The organism is Aneurinibacillus sp. Ricciae_BoGa-3 (genome assembly GCF_028421645.1).
Lineage (GTDB): Bacteria > Bacillota > Bacilli > Aneurinibacillales > Aneurinibacillaceae > Aneurinibacillus_B.
Map to the genome: position 1 here is coordinate 1,282,207 of NZ_CP116887.1, position 14,822 is coordinate 1,297,028.

11 protein-coding genes are annotated in these 14,822 nt (G+C 43.2%); 9 read left to right on the forward strand and 2 right to left on the reverse strand.

Translation table 11 applies throughout. The features are described 5' to 3' along the window. Positions 1 to 57: 57 nt before the first annotated feature. The 8 genes from PP175_RS06660 to PP175_RS06695 all read left to right on the forward strand — a co-directional run bounded on the left by PP175_RS06660 (position 58) and on the right by PP175_RS06695 (position 10,810). Positions 58 to 1,266, forward strand: coding sequence for an MFS transporter (locus PP175_RS06660; RefSeq protein ID WP_272442008.1), 1,209 nt, complete (start codon positions 58 to 60; stop codon positions 1,264 to 1,266). 117 nt (positions 1,267 to 1,383) lie between these two features. Then, positions 1,384 to 3,807, forward strand: coding sequence for a nitrite reductase large subunit NirB (gene nirB / locus PP175_RS06665; RefSeq protein WP_272442009.1), 2,424 nt, complete (start codon positions 1,384 to 1,386; stop codon positions 3,805 to 3,807). A 9-nt stretch (positions 3,808 to 3,816) separates the two neighbouring features. Continuing rightward, positions 3,817 to 4,137 (forward strand): nitrite reductase small subunit NirD, encoded by a 321-nt coding sequence (nirD, locus tag PP175_RS06670; RefSeq protein ID WP_442870428.1) that lies wholly within the window; start codon positions 3,817 to 3,819, stop codon positions 4,135 to 4,137. Between the two features lie 32 nt (positions 4,138 to 4,169). Continuing rightward, positions 4,170 to 6,296, forward strand: coding sequence for an assimilatory nitrate reductase catalytic subunit NasC (gene nasC, locus PP175_RS06675; protein ID WP_272442011.1), 2,127 nt, complete (start codon positions 4,170 to 4,172; stop codon positions 6,294 to 6,296). Between the two features lie 822 nt (positions 6,297 to 7,118). Further along, positions 7,119 to 8,267, forward strand: a complete 1,149-nt coding sequence (locus PP175_RS06680; RefSeq protein ID WP_272442012.1) for a hypothetical protein — start codon at positions 7,119 to 7,121, stop codon at positions 8,265 to 8,267. A gap of 76 nt (positions 8,268 to 8,343) precedes the next feature. After that, positions 8,344 to 9,363 (forward strand): trypsin-like peptidase domain-containing protein, encoded by a 1,020-nt coding sequence (locus PP175_RS06685; RefSeq protein WP_272442013.1) that lies wholly within the window; start codon positions 8,344 to 8,346, stop codon positions 9,361 to 9,363. Between the two features lie 302 nt (positions 9,364 to 9,665). Then, a complete protein-coding gene (locus PP175_RS06690) occupies positions 9,666 to 10,109 on the forward strand; it encodes a hypothetical protein (RefSeq protein WP_272442014.1) in 444 nt (147 codons plus the stop codon). Positions 10,110 to 10,132: 23 nt separating this feature from the next. Further along, positions 10,133 to 10,810, forward strand: a complete 678-nt coding sequence (locus tag PP175_RS06695; protein WP_272442015.1) for a hypothetical protein — start codon at positions 10,133 to 10,135, stop codon at positions 10,808 to 10,810. 396 nt (positions 10,811 to 11,206) lie between these two features. Here PP175_RS06695 and PP175_RS29850 read toward each other — a convergent pair whose 3' ends face one another. Both PP175_RS29850 and PP175_RS06705 read right to left on the reverse strand, forming a co-directional pair. Next, complete coding sequence (locus PP175_RS29850; protein ID WP_442870429.1) at positions 11,207 to 11,470, reverse strand: DUF6444 domain-containing protein; 264 nt, start codon at positions 11,468 to 11,470, stop codon at positions 11,207 to 11,209. Positions 11,471 to 11,962: 492 nt separating this feature from the next. Beyond that, positions 11,963 to 12,715 (reverse strand): DUF3109 family protein, encoded by a 753-nt coding sequence (locus PP175_RS06705; RefSeq protein ID WP_272442016.1) that lies wholly within the window; start codon positions 12,713 to 12,715, stop codon positions 11,963 to 11,965. 183 nt (positions 12,716 to 12,898) lie between these two features. Here PP175_RS06705 and cimA point away from each other — a divergent pair, with 183 nt between their 5' ends. Further along, positions 12,899 to 14,524 (forward strand): citramalate synthase, encoded by a 1,626-nt coding sequence (cimA, locus tag PP175_RS06710; protein WP_272442017.1) that lies wholly within the window; start codon positions 12,899 to 12,901, stop codon positions 14,522 to 14,524. Positions 14,525 to 14,822 lie beyond the last annotated feature (298 nt).

The following is a 14,822-nucleotide window of genomic DNA, read 5'->3' on the forward strand; positions in this document are numbered from 1 at the left end:
ATCTGTTATTTTCTTCTTTTATAATAACCCCATCTTTGAATACGGAGGTTATAACATATGAGAAGAAGAGGACAGACTGCTGCACTTGTATTATCGACAATAGCTATGACCGCCTCGTTTATTGTTTGGACAGTGTTTACACCGCTGGCAGCAAAAATACAATTGATCTATCACTTAAATAATATGGAGAAGAGCATTCTGATTGCCATTCCTGTTCTTCTCGGATCGTTAATGCGCATACCAATCGGGATTCTAGCAGATCGGTATGGAGGCCGCAAGGTATATACGTACCTACTGCTATTCCTTTTAATACCCATTTTGGCCAGTTCCGTGGCGCATTCCTTTGTTCAATTAGTATGCTGCGCTTTGTTCATTGGCATGGCCGGTACAAGTTTTGCAGTTTCCGTTACGTATGTTTCGAAGTGGTTCCCGTCGGAAAAGCAAGGAACAGTCCTGGGTATAGTGGGTATGGGTAATATCGGATCAGCAATTGCGAATTTTTTTATTCCGCTGGCCGCAAACAAGTGGGGCATCATACCGGTATTTTATAGCCTTGCTATTCTTATACTGTTGATAGCTGCTACTTTCTGGTTAGGCACACAGGAGGGGACAAAACAGGAGGGGAAAAAATCTTTTAACGAAACTCTCTCTGTCCTGAAGTATAAAGAAACCTGGTATCTATCCCTGTTTTATTTCTTAACGTTTGGTGGGTTTGTAACGTTTAGTGTTTATTTGCCAATTTTACTGCAGGAACTCTTTCATATTTCAATAATCGACGCTGGATTTGCAGCGGCGGGATTTGTCATTCTCGCCACGCTGTTAAGGCCTGTAGGGGGTTATTTATCTGATCGATATGGGTCCCGCAGAGTACTGGCGGGAGTTTTCAGCAGTTTGGCGTTATGCGGCTTGTTGATTGCAGTAACGACGCCCTATTTTGCATATTTTATAGGGGGCTGTTTTGTTCTATCGATTATCGTCGGAATTGGAAACGGTGCGGTGTTCAAAATGGTGTCTGTTGTTTCATCAGGGAACACTGGTGCGGTTACTGGAATTGTTGGAGCAGTGGGAGGTGTTGGTGGATTTATATACCCGATTGTTTTACGCCTCATGAAGGATACCATGGACAGTTATTCACCAGGGTTTTTGCTGCTTGCCGCACTCGGTTTATTGTGCTTTATCATCAACAGGATCGCGTTTGCAGGCTTTACCCTCAAAGAAAAAGAAGTCCAGCCAACTTCTGGCGTCTTATCCCGTGCTCAAAACTGAATACTCCTTTGGCAAATCTCGCTCGATAAAAACCGTGTCAGGATACCTGACATGGTTTATTTTATTTTTACTGTATTTAACTATAATTGAGAAAACAAAGACATAGGAGTGACACCGATGAATAAGAAAAAAATAGTGTTGATTGGCAATGGCATGGCCGGTGTGGGTTGTATCGAACATATTTCAAAACTAGCAGGTGACGCATTCGATATTACCATCTTCGGTTCAGAACCTTATCCTAACTATAATCGCATTCAATTATCCTATGTATTAGCAGGTGATTCCAGCATTCAAGATATCATTTTGAACGACTGGAACTGGTATAAAGAGAATGACATTACGCTGCATGCGGGCCATCGGGTCAGCCGCATAGATGTAGACCATCGTTGTGTTTACACAGAGTCTGGCATATCGGAATCGTATGATGAACTCATTATTGCCACAGGATCCAATCCCTTTATTCTTCCTGTACCAGGTGCGGATAAAGAAGGCGTTATCGCTTACCGGGATATCAAAGATTGTAACAGCATGATTGCCGCTTCTAAAATGTACAAAAAAGCTGTGGTTATTGGCGGTGGCCTGCTAGGGCTGGAAGCGGCTCGCGGCCTGCTTAACCTGTCCATGGACGTTTCCGTTGTCCATGTATGCGATCACTTAATGGAACGCCAGCTGGATCCAACAGCAAGCAAATTGCTTCAAGCGGAATTAGAGTCACAGGGCATGAAGTTTTTAATGAACAAACAAACAGAAGAGATTTTGGGCCATGACCGGGTACAAGCGCTTCGCTTTACAGATGGAACTGGCGTTGAAGCGGACCTTGTGGTCATGGCTGCCGGCATCCGCCCAAATGTGTCGCTTGCTAAAGAAAGCGGCATAGCGGTGAACCGGGGAATTGTGGTCAATGATTGGCTTAAGACCAATATTGCAAACGTCTATGCGGTTGGTGAGTGCGCAGAACACCGGGGTGTGGTGTACGGTTTAGTTGCTCCGCTTTATGAACAGGCTGCCGTTTTAGCTAAATCTATCTGCGGCGTACAAACGAAACCGTATGAAGGATCCGTCCTTTCTACGAAATTAAAAGTATCCGGGGTTGATGTATTCTCCGCCGGTGAATTTATCGATCAGGATGATACCCGTTCACTGCGTTACCAGGACGATTTCAATGGCATTTATAAAAAGATTTTAGTGCGTGACAACAAAATTATGGGCGCCGTGCTTTTTGGCGATACAAGCGACAGCTCCCGATTGTTCCAGATGATCCGGGACGGCGCAGATGTATCAGCGTGTAAAACGCTATTGGCCAAACAAACCAGCAGCTGCGAGACAGCTGGAGCCACAACGGTCGCAGAAATGGCCGATGATGACTTGATCTGCGGCTGTAACGGCGTGTCGAAAGGAACCATCGTTCAAGCCATACGCGAGCAGGGATTGGATTCTATAGACGGTGTAAAAGGGTGCACGGGCGCGTCCCGATCATGCGGTGGCTGCAAGCCGCTGGTAGAGGATTTATTGAAGCGCACGCTTGGCAGCCAGTTTAAAGCAGCGGAGAAGGATGCCATCTGTTCATGTACGCGTTTAAGCCGGGATGAAGTGGTAGAAGCGATCCGGAGCAAGCGTTTAACGGCCGTTAAAGAAGTGATGCATGTACTTGATTGGGACAACAAGGAAGGCTGTTCCAAATGCCGGCCGGCGCTGAATTACTATCTGGGGATGGTGTGGCCGCAAGACCATCAGGAAGAGCGCGATTCCCGCTTTATCAACGAGCGATTCCACGCGAATATCCAGAACGATGGCACGTACTCCGTCGTTCCCCGCATGTATGGCGGTGTTACCAATCCGGAAGAACTTCGCAGAATTGCTAATGTCGCGGAGAAATACCAGGCCAGATTGGTAAAGCTTACAGGCGGTCAGCGCATTGATTTGTTAGGCATTAAAAAAGAGGATCTTCCAAAGGTATGGGCGGAACTGGATATGCCATCGGGCTATGCATATGGTAAGGCGCTGCGGACCGTTAAGACATGTGTTGGTGCAGATTTCTGCCGATTTGGTACGCAGAATTCCATTCAAATGGGCATTGATCTTGAGAAAAAATTTGAAAGGCTACAAACCCCTCATAAAGTGAAGATGGCCGTTTCAGCCTGTCCGAGAAACTGTGCGGAATCTGGGATTAAGGATATCGGCGTTGTAGGGGTTGATGGCGGATGGGAGCTCTATGTTGGCGGGAATGGCGGGGTTCACCTGCGAGGCGGAGACTTGTTTGTAAAAGTGAAGACGAGTGAGGAAGTTGTGCAATGGTCTGCTGCGTTTTTGCAATATTACAGGGAAAATGCCAGCTATCTCGAGAGAACCTCTCACTGGGTAGAGCGTGTAGGGCTTGATTCTATTAAGGAAGTGTTAGCGGATCCCGCTGTTCGCCAAGAATTGGTTGAACGGCTGAATGAATCATTAGCGGTTACAACAGATCCCTGGAAAGAGCATATCGAAGATGAAAAATTACGTTCGATGTTTGATAAAATTACCGTTTCTGCCACCGGCAATTAAGCAGAGGAGATGAGAGACATGCAAGCGCTGAAATTGAAAGTAGCGGAGAAATCAGACTTAATTGAAAGAATTGGAAAGACTGTTGCCGTACAAGGCCAAGAGATCGCCCTGTTTTTGCTGGAAGATGGAACCGTCCGGGCTGTGCAGAACCGCTGTCCGCACAAGGGAGGTTCGTTATCAGAGGGAATGGTTTCGGGAGACCATGTATTTTGCCCCCTGCATGACTGGAAGATTTCCCTATGCGATGGGGTGGTGCAAGCGCCAGATACCGGATGCATTAAGGCGTATGAAGTAACGATCGAGGGCAATGACATTTTCGTCACGCTTTAATTTCGAATTTAACAATCAGAAAAAAAGGTGATTTGATGAATGATTTATTACAGGAATTTCGGTCAAAACAGCTAAAAGAGGAGACGGAAAAAATACTTGATTCACAATGCCCTTTCTGTAGTATGCAGTGCAAGATGCAGCTGATAGAAAGCCGCCTTGGAGACCGAATCTCCTATAAAGTCATTCCTGCACAAAATCCAACATCAGAAGGCCGTCTGTGCATCAAAGGGAGAAACGCATACGAGCATGCTGTTACGGCTGAGCGCATCAAGACTCCATTGTTGCAAGTCAACGGCGAGTTTGTGCCCATATCCTGGCCGGATGCTTTGCATGTGATAAAAGAAAAGTTTACTGCCATACAACAGCAAAAGGGTGCAGATGCTATAGCTGTATATGGAGGCGGATCGTTAACCAATGAAGAGGCATATCTATTAGGCAAATTCGCCCGTGTTGCTTTACAGACGAAAAACATGGACTACAATGGCCGTTTCTGTATGTCAGCGGCTGCCTCTGCAGCAAACAAGGCTTTTGGCATCGACCGGGGTTTAACGATGCCGTTAGCTGATATCGAGCATGCAGCATGCATTATCTTAGCGGGAACCAATATTGCGGAATGCCAGCCCACCATACTGCCGTATTTTACAAAAGCCAAACAAAAAGGTTCCTTCATCATTGTTATCGATCCGAGAGAAACAGCGACTGCCAGACTTGCAGACTTGCATCTAAAAGTAAAACCCGGTATGGATGCTGCACTCGTTAATGGGTTGCTAAAGATCCTCATTGAGGAAAGGCATGCCGACCTCTCCTTTATTAACGCGCGCACGAAAGGGTTTGAACAGGTGCGGGATCATGTTGCAAACATTGAACTGCAAGAAATAGAAAGTAGCACCGGTATACCGATCGGTCAAATGCGGCAGGCTGCAGCAAAATTTGGGCAAGCAAAGACAGGTATGGTGTTTACAGCCAGAGGGGTTGAGCAGCAAGCCCACGGTTCGATGACCGTGCACAATTTTATAAACCTTTGTTTAGTAACAGGCAAAATCGGTAGAATGGGATGCGGATTCGGTGCCATAACAGGCCAGGCTAATGGCCAGGGCGGCAGAGAACATGGACAAAAAGCGGATCAGCTCCCGGGTTACCGATCTATCGAAAACAGGCAGCACCGGGAATATATAGCCAAAGTATGGGGGGTCAGGGAAGCAGATATCCCAACAAAAGGTGTATCGGCCTATGAGTTAATGGAAAAAATCCACAATGAACAAATTTCCGGGTTATTTCTTATGGGATCTAACCCACTTGTTTCCAATCCCAATGCCGAGTTTGTTGAACAGGGGCTTAAAAAACTGGAATTTCTAGTTGTCGTTGATATGTTTGTTTCAGAGACGGCAAAATTAGCTGATCTAATCCTGCCATCCTCCTCCTATTTAGAAGATGAAGGAACCGTCACGAACTTGGAAGGCCGTGTGATGCATCGGCCTGCGGCGAGAAAACCGCCAGGCAAGTCTAAACATGATTGGCAAATTCTCTGTGAAGTTGCAAGCGTGTTTGGAAAAGCTCAATTTTTTCCGTATCAAACATCAGAAGATATCTTTAACGAATTACGTATCGCCAGCCGCGGCGGAATTGCCGATTATTATGGCATCACCTATGAACGCATTCGCAGGGAACAAGGGGTTTTTTGGCCATGCCCATCACCTGATTTTCCGGGTGCCAGGCGGCTATTTGAGGACTCGTTTGCCCACGAAGACGGGCGGGCTGTTATGGTTCCTGTGGAAAACTACCACCCGCAGGAAGAAACCAATGGGGATTTTCCGCTCTATTTAACGACAGGCCGTGTAATGTCTCACTACCTAACAGGGGTGCAGACAAGAAGAAGCCAGACGCTGGCGTTGCGTAATACGGAATCCTTTGTTGAAATTCATCCGAGTACGGCACAAAAATACCAAATTGAAAATGATGCGCTTGTAAGGATAAGTTCACAAAGAGGAAGTATCGTCTTACGGAGCAAATTCACAACGAAGATACGGGAAGATGTTGTGTTTGTTCCGATCCATTGGGGCGATAAGCAAAATGTGAATAAATTGGTTTCGCCTAACCTTGACCCAACCTGTAAAATGCCTGGATTTAAAATGACCGCCGTTAACGTTAGCCCTGTATGAGCTAGGTGTATACCCTTCTTTTGCAAAATGGCTGTCCGCTGCTGTGGACGGCCTGTTTATGTGGTTGACACATGAATAGCAGTCCAGGTAAAAATCGCCTCATCTGTAGAACTATGACACAATGCTGAGAAACTTTGAATAGGTAAACTTGGACTAAAAGCTTATCCAATATTAATTCTATAAAGGGGTCCTACCAACAAAACGCGAAAAACATACGCTAAGCAAATTTCGACAATTAAAAAGCCGATTTTTCCTACGTTAAGGAATTTTCGGCTACATTTTATTGAATAAGAGGACGAAGAGAATTTAAACTTGTTACCTTTTTCGTATCAAAGGTATATTCGCAAGTAAATTAATGTGCTCCCACCCAAGAGGTGAAAGTTTCAATATCAGTGACCGCATTGGATGTTTCAAGTATAGTATTAAGATCTGTTGTAAGAGTAAATCGACCGCACATTTGAGATCTCCTTTAGATTGATTGTTTCTATTATCGCCAAGTTCATGTACAACGAACACCTAAAATCGTAGCAATGGAGGACTTTAAATTGAAGGAGAAATACACACATAGTTGAAAGCGATAACATTCATCTTTCTGACAAAAAGGGGATACCACTTTAATAATTTTACCAGCCACCCTGTGGCTTTAATTATGAGTACATAATGAGTATTAAATACTAGCTACTTGGTTATCATTTCCTTTTTTCAGCATTATTAGAATATATTTATTTTTTGTTCGACAGTATTCGTCAAAGGAATATCAAGGAAAACATTGAATTATTTAAAAAGTATGTACATACAAAAATTACTAATGGAGGTTGTTTAATGAAAAAAAGGAATAAATTATTTACTGGTTTAGTGGCCACATCTGTTATTACTGGATTGTTCGTAACTGCTTTGACCCAAGCATCCGCCCAATCAACTACACCAGATTCCATCTCAGTTCCATCTCCATCGGTGACGGAAAGCGCCAATGTGAGCGGGCATGCTCAATTAGACGTTGCTATGACACATGACGAAGCAAATTTTTGGAAAAACAAAATGCTAGAGTTATACGATAAGGCTGAAGCAAATAAAAATGTTTCAGAAGTCGAAAAGAAGCAACATCGTGATAGATTACTCTCAAGGTTCCAAACAAATCCTGACAGTTCCGTTGATCTTCTCATCCCGCTTCCATTTCAAGAACTTACGATCGGTTCAACGATTGTAACAACCGATGCAGATGGGAACTTTACAGCCAAAACTCATGCGGGAAATCAAAAGAGAATCCTACAAAAAAACGGCGCCAAATCGTTAGAAGATAATGTCAACTTAAAAGCTGGCGACAACAATCTAGCAATTACGATTAAATCCACTCCAACAAAAATGATGGACAACATGAACAAAAATATGGATATATTTTCCATGGCGGGGATGTCAAATTCTTCTAAAACAGAAAGTATGAGTGGAATGGACATGTCTAGTAACGCCTCTATGCAACAAATGGCAGGTACTCAACACACTGCAACCATACACAATTTAGTAGGAAGTACGAATAATACTAGTAACAAACTGCATGAATTTTATGCTACCGTAGGACCTTATTATCCAGGTGAGCTTGTAGGCCTTAACCATGGATACATGAAAATCTTGGATTACACTAACCATGTTAGCTGTAACAAATCTTCAGGGGATTACGGTGCAGATTTCCCTTGGAACAGTTCAGATTGCGAAGAAGCTGTTGCTGGTGGCTACGACTATTATAATGACCCATACTTTTTGTCTGGTTACAGTGATGGTAGTTTTTGTGTCCAAGAAGCGATGGATACAGTAGATCGCATAAATACAGCAAATGTTTACTGTGACACATACGCTAACAATGGTTCAAATAAACCTTCGAACGATTATTACCGCGGCATTTCAACCAATCATGGTTACAATTGTTCAAGTTTCCCATTCTTAAATCATGATGAACGATTAAATTGGAATTCATGATAGTAAACAAAGCTGGGTTTACCCAGCTTTGTCCTCTTTAAAATAACAGTAATTATTGTTAGGCAAGGAGTAAAAAATGAGATATTTAGTATTTCTATTACTAATCTTTTCCCTTGTATGTCCAAAAACAGGATACGCTTCCTCAGTTAAAACGAACTTAACATTAGATGGTAATGTAATCTATACAAATCAAACCACATTTATAAATAACTCAGGTCACGCTTTTGTTCCGGTAAGAACTATAGCCAATGCCATTGGAGCATCAGTCGAATGGAGTGTTGTAGATAAGTCCGTATTCATCTCAAAAGAAGATGTTACGATTGCTCTTAAAGTAGGAAGTACACTGTTATATAAGACTGATATACCAATGACAGTGGAGGCACCTTTTCTTTCCACCACTAATCAAATAATGGTTCCAGTACAGCCGTTATCAGATAGTTTTTGGTTAACTGCCAAATGGAATAGTGACACTAAAACAATAATCCTTTCTTCGAAGCAGCTGGACGTAGAGAGTGTGGCTACAAACAAAAATAAAATCGTTCTTGTTATGTCAACAGCTGATGATTCTAGCTCTAATAAATTCGGTTCTGGCTTTATCCTCACGTCTAATGGCGAAATAGTTACAAATCATCACATTACAACAGGATCTCCGAATGTTATTATAAAGCTATCTGATGGTACAGTTTATACCTCACAAGAGGTTCTATACGATGATCCGATTCGTGACCTTACAGTTCTAAAAATTAATCCAGCTGTTTCTTTACCGCATGTTGTTCTCGGTGATTCATCTCAGCTAAGCGATGGACAAACAGTAGTAAGTATCGGAAATCCACAAGGAATGGAAGGAACAATCGGACAAGGAATTATCAGTAGTGTCAAAAGGACAATTGATGGTCAGTCTTTTATTCAGATAACTAATCCTTTATCACCTGGGTCATCTGGTGGTGCATTATTTTCTTTGGACTCAAAAGTAATTGGTGTTACGAATGGCGGGTTGGATGACGGTGAACAGATTAACTTTGCTATACCTGTTAATGACTTAAAAAACCTATTACATAATAAACCGGCAAGCATTTCTATGCCTATCGTAAATTAGGGATAGAAAATGTTTAGACTACTTAGGGTGACACATAAAATCACAGGAACAATAGGTGCGTTCTTAATTATCGGTATGGCTATTACAGGATTATTGTTAAATCACCGATCTTGGATTGGATATTCTTCACCCCTAGAGATTCGAATACAACAAATAATCTTTGAAGTCCACTCTGGAAAAACTGATGGGCTGACCTTTGTTTGGGCCACAGACTTATCAGCTTTCTGTATGATTGTTTTAAGCATAACAGGGCTATGGTTATGCGTTCCCTCAACTTTTCGTAAAAAATTCAGGAGGAAAAAATGATGAGACTACATAACATCCTAGGAGCATTCTTAATTCTTGGTTTAGTCGGGTGCAGTAACACCCACACCGATTCTAGCGTATCTAAGAGTACCGATAGTCCTTCAGTAAAGCAGACCGTTTCAAGCATCAATAATCAACTAAAAGACAGCTTACAACATGCATTGGCAGAACTTTCTACTATTGAACAGGATGTGAAAAGCGGGAAATTTGATGAGTCCAATACCATTTTTTCTGAATATCACGCTGAGTTTCATTCAGTGATATATCCAGCTATCATCAGCAAAAAAGGGCAAAAATATGCGGATGGTATTCACAGTAACTGTGATGAATTAGAAACCGCGCTAAATAAAAAGGAACCATCTAGCATTATTAAGTCTATTAATACAAATAAGAAAAACCTTCAGACGGTAGCAGGAATTTATGGTATCCCATTAACATAACTTTTATTAAGGTGGTGGGATTTTTGAAGACAAGGCTCATAATATCACTTTTGGTAATATTATGTATTTGTTGTGGCATATGGGGCTATCTAAAATTTCCGGGTAACAACGGGCCAACAGCTTACTACCAAAAAAGTGACTGGTCCGCCGCTGGATTTATTAAAAAACTGAATTTAAACGGTACAATTTATGAAGCTGCGCCAACCTTTACACTGACTAACCCTAAAACCGGTGCAACAATTGCCTACACTTCCAATGGGGAGGTTATAAAAGCAATTATAGGTGAAAATTCAAAAGATTGTATATTTATACGTAATGAAATGGATCAGAATGTATATTTACGAGAGAATCTTCCATCAGTGAAGTTAACAAAGGAAAATATTTTTAACATCCAATTGGTTGGCAGTGGAAGGGCGGAAGTCCAAACAAAGGAGCCACAAATTATATCAAGTCTTACAGATATTTTAGATTCGAAAAAAATTGTCAAGGTGGATTCTCCACCACCAAACAATCCACAAACAAACTTGGATTTAGTAGTGTTATTTAAAAATCATCCAGGAATAAAGAGAATTTATTCTTTAAGTAAAATGAACAAGAAGTGGTACATACAGCCAGATCAAAGATTATCAACTTCTTATATTTTAATTGATGGTACACCACTAGGGAGTTGGATAGAAAAAAAATCACAGGTAAGTGAGTGAAAAACGGATGTATTTCTTTGGGATACGTCCGTTTTTGTTAGTGCGCCCGGCATGGGCATTATCTATAGGGTTCAAGTCCCGAAGGTGAAGGCAGTAGTAACCATAGCTTAAGGCAAGGGTGTCGACCGTAAGGTCGAATCTGAAGGAAGCCGGCGGCAAACCTCCGGTCTGAGGAACACGAACCTCATATAAGGCTAACATTCGTACAAAGGAGAATTTGAGGGCATTAGGATGAGAAAATGGAGAAGTTCAAACTCCCCCATGGTGCATAAAGCGATGAATAAACGGTGGTTCAAGGAACGAAGTCTTATCACACTAACCGATGTTTACCAGAAATTAATGCTCCGCAAGGAATATGTGGTGTCAAAGCCGTGTGCGTAGGCCCGCATGCACGGTTTATTGAGAGGGGTAGTCAGTGATGACTACCCCTACTCTCTTGCCGCCAGAAGTACGCAGGCTCTTTGGTTTGCAGAAACCATCGCTGGATGGCGGTTTACTGCTGTTACTGCTATTAGAGCCAAGCTGTCGCTCTAGCTTTTTTACGCGTGTTTCAAGTTTTTCAATATGTACAACAAGGGTCGTAATAAACTGGGCAATTTCTGAAGGATTACCTTCACTTATTTGCCTAATCTGTTTAGCAGTATATTTCACAGGTCCCACCTCACTTTCCACCTTTTTGGAAGTTGTCGGTAAATACCCGTTTTAATATAATGTTAAACAATTCATTAACGTAAGTAGTTACCTTGTTTGTTAAATTGACTATTTTTTACTTTTCGGTGGTAAATCATCGTTTTCAGTTTTATATTGTTAGATGGCCTCTTGCTATACACTTTGCTACCTGAACAAGGCTGTTGACACCTCTCTATCCATACAATTATCCTCCGTTTGTTGTTTGTTTACATCAAATTGTATTCCGGTAATAGGAGTAATAGAGCCGAATAACCAATTATATCGTTGCCACGTAAAGGTTCCAACACCGATAGAGGGAGTTTTTAATAGCATCGTTGAAATAGTTATTTTGAATAAGCCAGTTAAAAAAGGGAATCTTTACAAAAAATAATGGCTGTTTTTGCTAAATAGAAATTAATATTGGGAACATTTAGCCTTGGATAAGCTATTAAAGCCCATCTCAGGGATTACATTGAATTGCAATCAATGGGGAAGTTTCGAATACAGTACCTTCTCCATCTCCTGGACGGTTTCTTCACCCCAGTAGGAGCGAAGCAAACCCTTGCTCCATTCCCAGGCAGGTGTATACCCTTCTTTTGCAAAATGGCTGTCCGCTGCTGTGGACGGCCTGTTTTTATGGTTCACACACGAATAGCGGTCCAGGTAAAAATCGCCCCATCTGCTGAAAGAATCGGTTTCTGGGGTTAAGGCGGTTACAAGGATTTTTCCATCATATTCAATCAGTTCAAGCGGGAAAAGCGAGCAGCTGAAGGGCTTAATCCTGCCAGGATCCAATTTGTTTTCCAGCGCATAGCGGTGAATAGCGCATACATGCTGTCCATTGTCTTTAATTAAGAACAGGCAGTCTCCTTCATGGGCGCGGATGGAGGGATAAAAGTTGGTAGCGGCGCTTTTTTCGAATAAACCTTTTTGGCGTGCTAATCTGATCCTGTCAGTGGATGTGTGCCTCTCTAATATTGCGAAAGCGTGCTTTCTGAATTCCTCCAGATTCGTTCCTTCCATTGAATAGGGCTGGCCGCCTTCACAACAATTTTGTCCATGGACCAGATGGCAGTTGAAGCAGTCCAGGTTGACGGGTGTCAAGAGGGCTTCATCAATCAAATAATGTTCATAGCTGTGAATTGTTTTGCCAACCCGGTCCTTTAGGTAGTGAATAAAAAGAATCTCATCTTCCCAGTGGAGGGGCTCAGGCGTTCCGTAATAAAAGCTAGTCATGCGGTTTTTCCTGCTTTCCGTTGTGAGTATCGTCCCTTAATCATAACACAACGAGCCAAATTTTATGCAAGGTATGGATACGGTGTAAGCGGGTGTGGTATACTTACCAGAAAAAATGGCTTATTCAGAAAATGACTGACAATTACAAAAGTGAGAGGGACAAAATTAGGAGGGGCTGTGGGCATGAAGACACAAATTTCCATTTATGATACCACGCTACGCGATGGAACGCAGGGTGAGGGTGTAAGCCTGTCTGTTGACGATAAGCTTAAAATTGCGAAAAAATTGGACACGTTGGGCGTTCATTATATAGAAGGCGGCTGGCCCGGAAGCAATCCAAAGGATATGGAATTTTTTATTCGGGCTAAAGAGTTAAACCTGCAATCTGCTAAAATTACAGCGTTCGGCAGCACACGCCGCTTTGGCGTTACCGCTGAGCAGGATGACAACCTTCGCATGATTCTGGAAAGCGGGGTAAAAGCGGTAGCCATATTCGGCAAGAGCTGGGACTTTCACGTAACCGAAGCGCTCGGTACGACACTGGAAGAGAATTTAAGCATGATTTCTGACTCGGTTCGTTTTTTGAAAGAGAACGGACTCGAGGTTATTTACGATGCGGAGCATTTCTTTGACGGCTATAAACACAATCCTGAATATGCTTTTGCTACGATTCAAAAGGCGGCCCAAGCGGGGGCTGACTGGGTGGCGCTGTGCGATACAAATGGCGGATCACTTCCGAGTGATATTTTGCGTGTGGTCACGCGCGTATGCCGCGATTTAAATGTGCCAATCGGCATTCACTGCCACAATGACGGTGAACTGGCGGTAGCGAACTCGCTCTCCGCGGTTACAGCTGGCGCAACGCAGGTTCAGGGGACCATCAACGGTTTTGGCGAGCGTTGCGGAAATGCCAACCTTGTATCCGTTATTCCCAATCTGCAGTTAAAAATGGATTACGCATGCGTTCCGGAAGAACAGCTTAAAAATCTGACGAATACTTCCCGCTATGTATATGAAATTGCCAACATTAATCCGCCGAACTCCCAGCCTTTTGTGGGAATCAGCGCGTTTGCCCATAAAGGCGGCATGCATGTGAGCGCAATATTAAAATCAGCTGAAACATACGAGCATATCCAGCCGGAAGTTGTAGGAAACAGCCGCCGCGTGCTGGTATCAGAGCTTTCCGGCCAGAGCAACCTGCTGTTTAAGGCCCAGCAGATGAACATCGAACTGGATAAGAGCAATCCGGAAAATCGGAAGATTATCCAACACATTAAAGAGATGGAACATCAGGGCTACCAATATGAAGGGGCGGAAGCGTCGTTTGAGCTGTTGCTGCGAAGAGGCCTGGGCGAATTGGAAGAAATTTTTACTGTTGAATCCTTTAAAGTCATGATGGAGCGACACGGGGATCATCATATTTCAACAGAAGCCACGGTCAAGCTTAATGTGCAGGGGCAGATCGTTCATACGGTTGCTGAGGGAAATGGACCCGTGAATGCGCTCGACAATGCGCTTCGCAAAGCGCTGGAGTCGTTCTTCCCTGCGATTCGGGAGATGTATCTCGCAGATTACAAAGTGCGCGTGCTTAGTGAACAGGATGCAACGGCTTCTAAAGTACGTGTACTGATTGAGTCTACCGACGGCAAGGACAACTGGAGCACGGTAGGAGTATCCGCGAACGTTATTGAAGCTTCGTGGGAGGCCCTTCTTGACAGTATGCGTTACGCGCTCATGACACGCTCCGATGAAATTGTTGTCACCGGCCTAAATGATGAACAAGAACGGCAGGGAATTTTGAACCATTAATGAACGCGAACCACGTTTAGCAGTTCCAGTACGAAAGGAGGTCCTTTTATGGGCCTCCTCTTTTTTATGGTAGAACACAGTGCACTTGCCTTAAGCTATCAAACTTACCTTTCTGCAGGCACCGGTAGGTCCCTTTCTCTTGGTTAAAAAGAAAAGCCGTTGCTTCACAGTGTTGAAATGCCGATTTTTTAAATGGGAGCTCGGGTCCCGAAACAGCTAAGAAAAACATCGTGAGGCGCATGTCCGCACCTTTCTTTCCCCCTGTGGAGCGTGTGGAACAGAGGGCGAAAAAGACCGA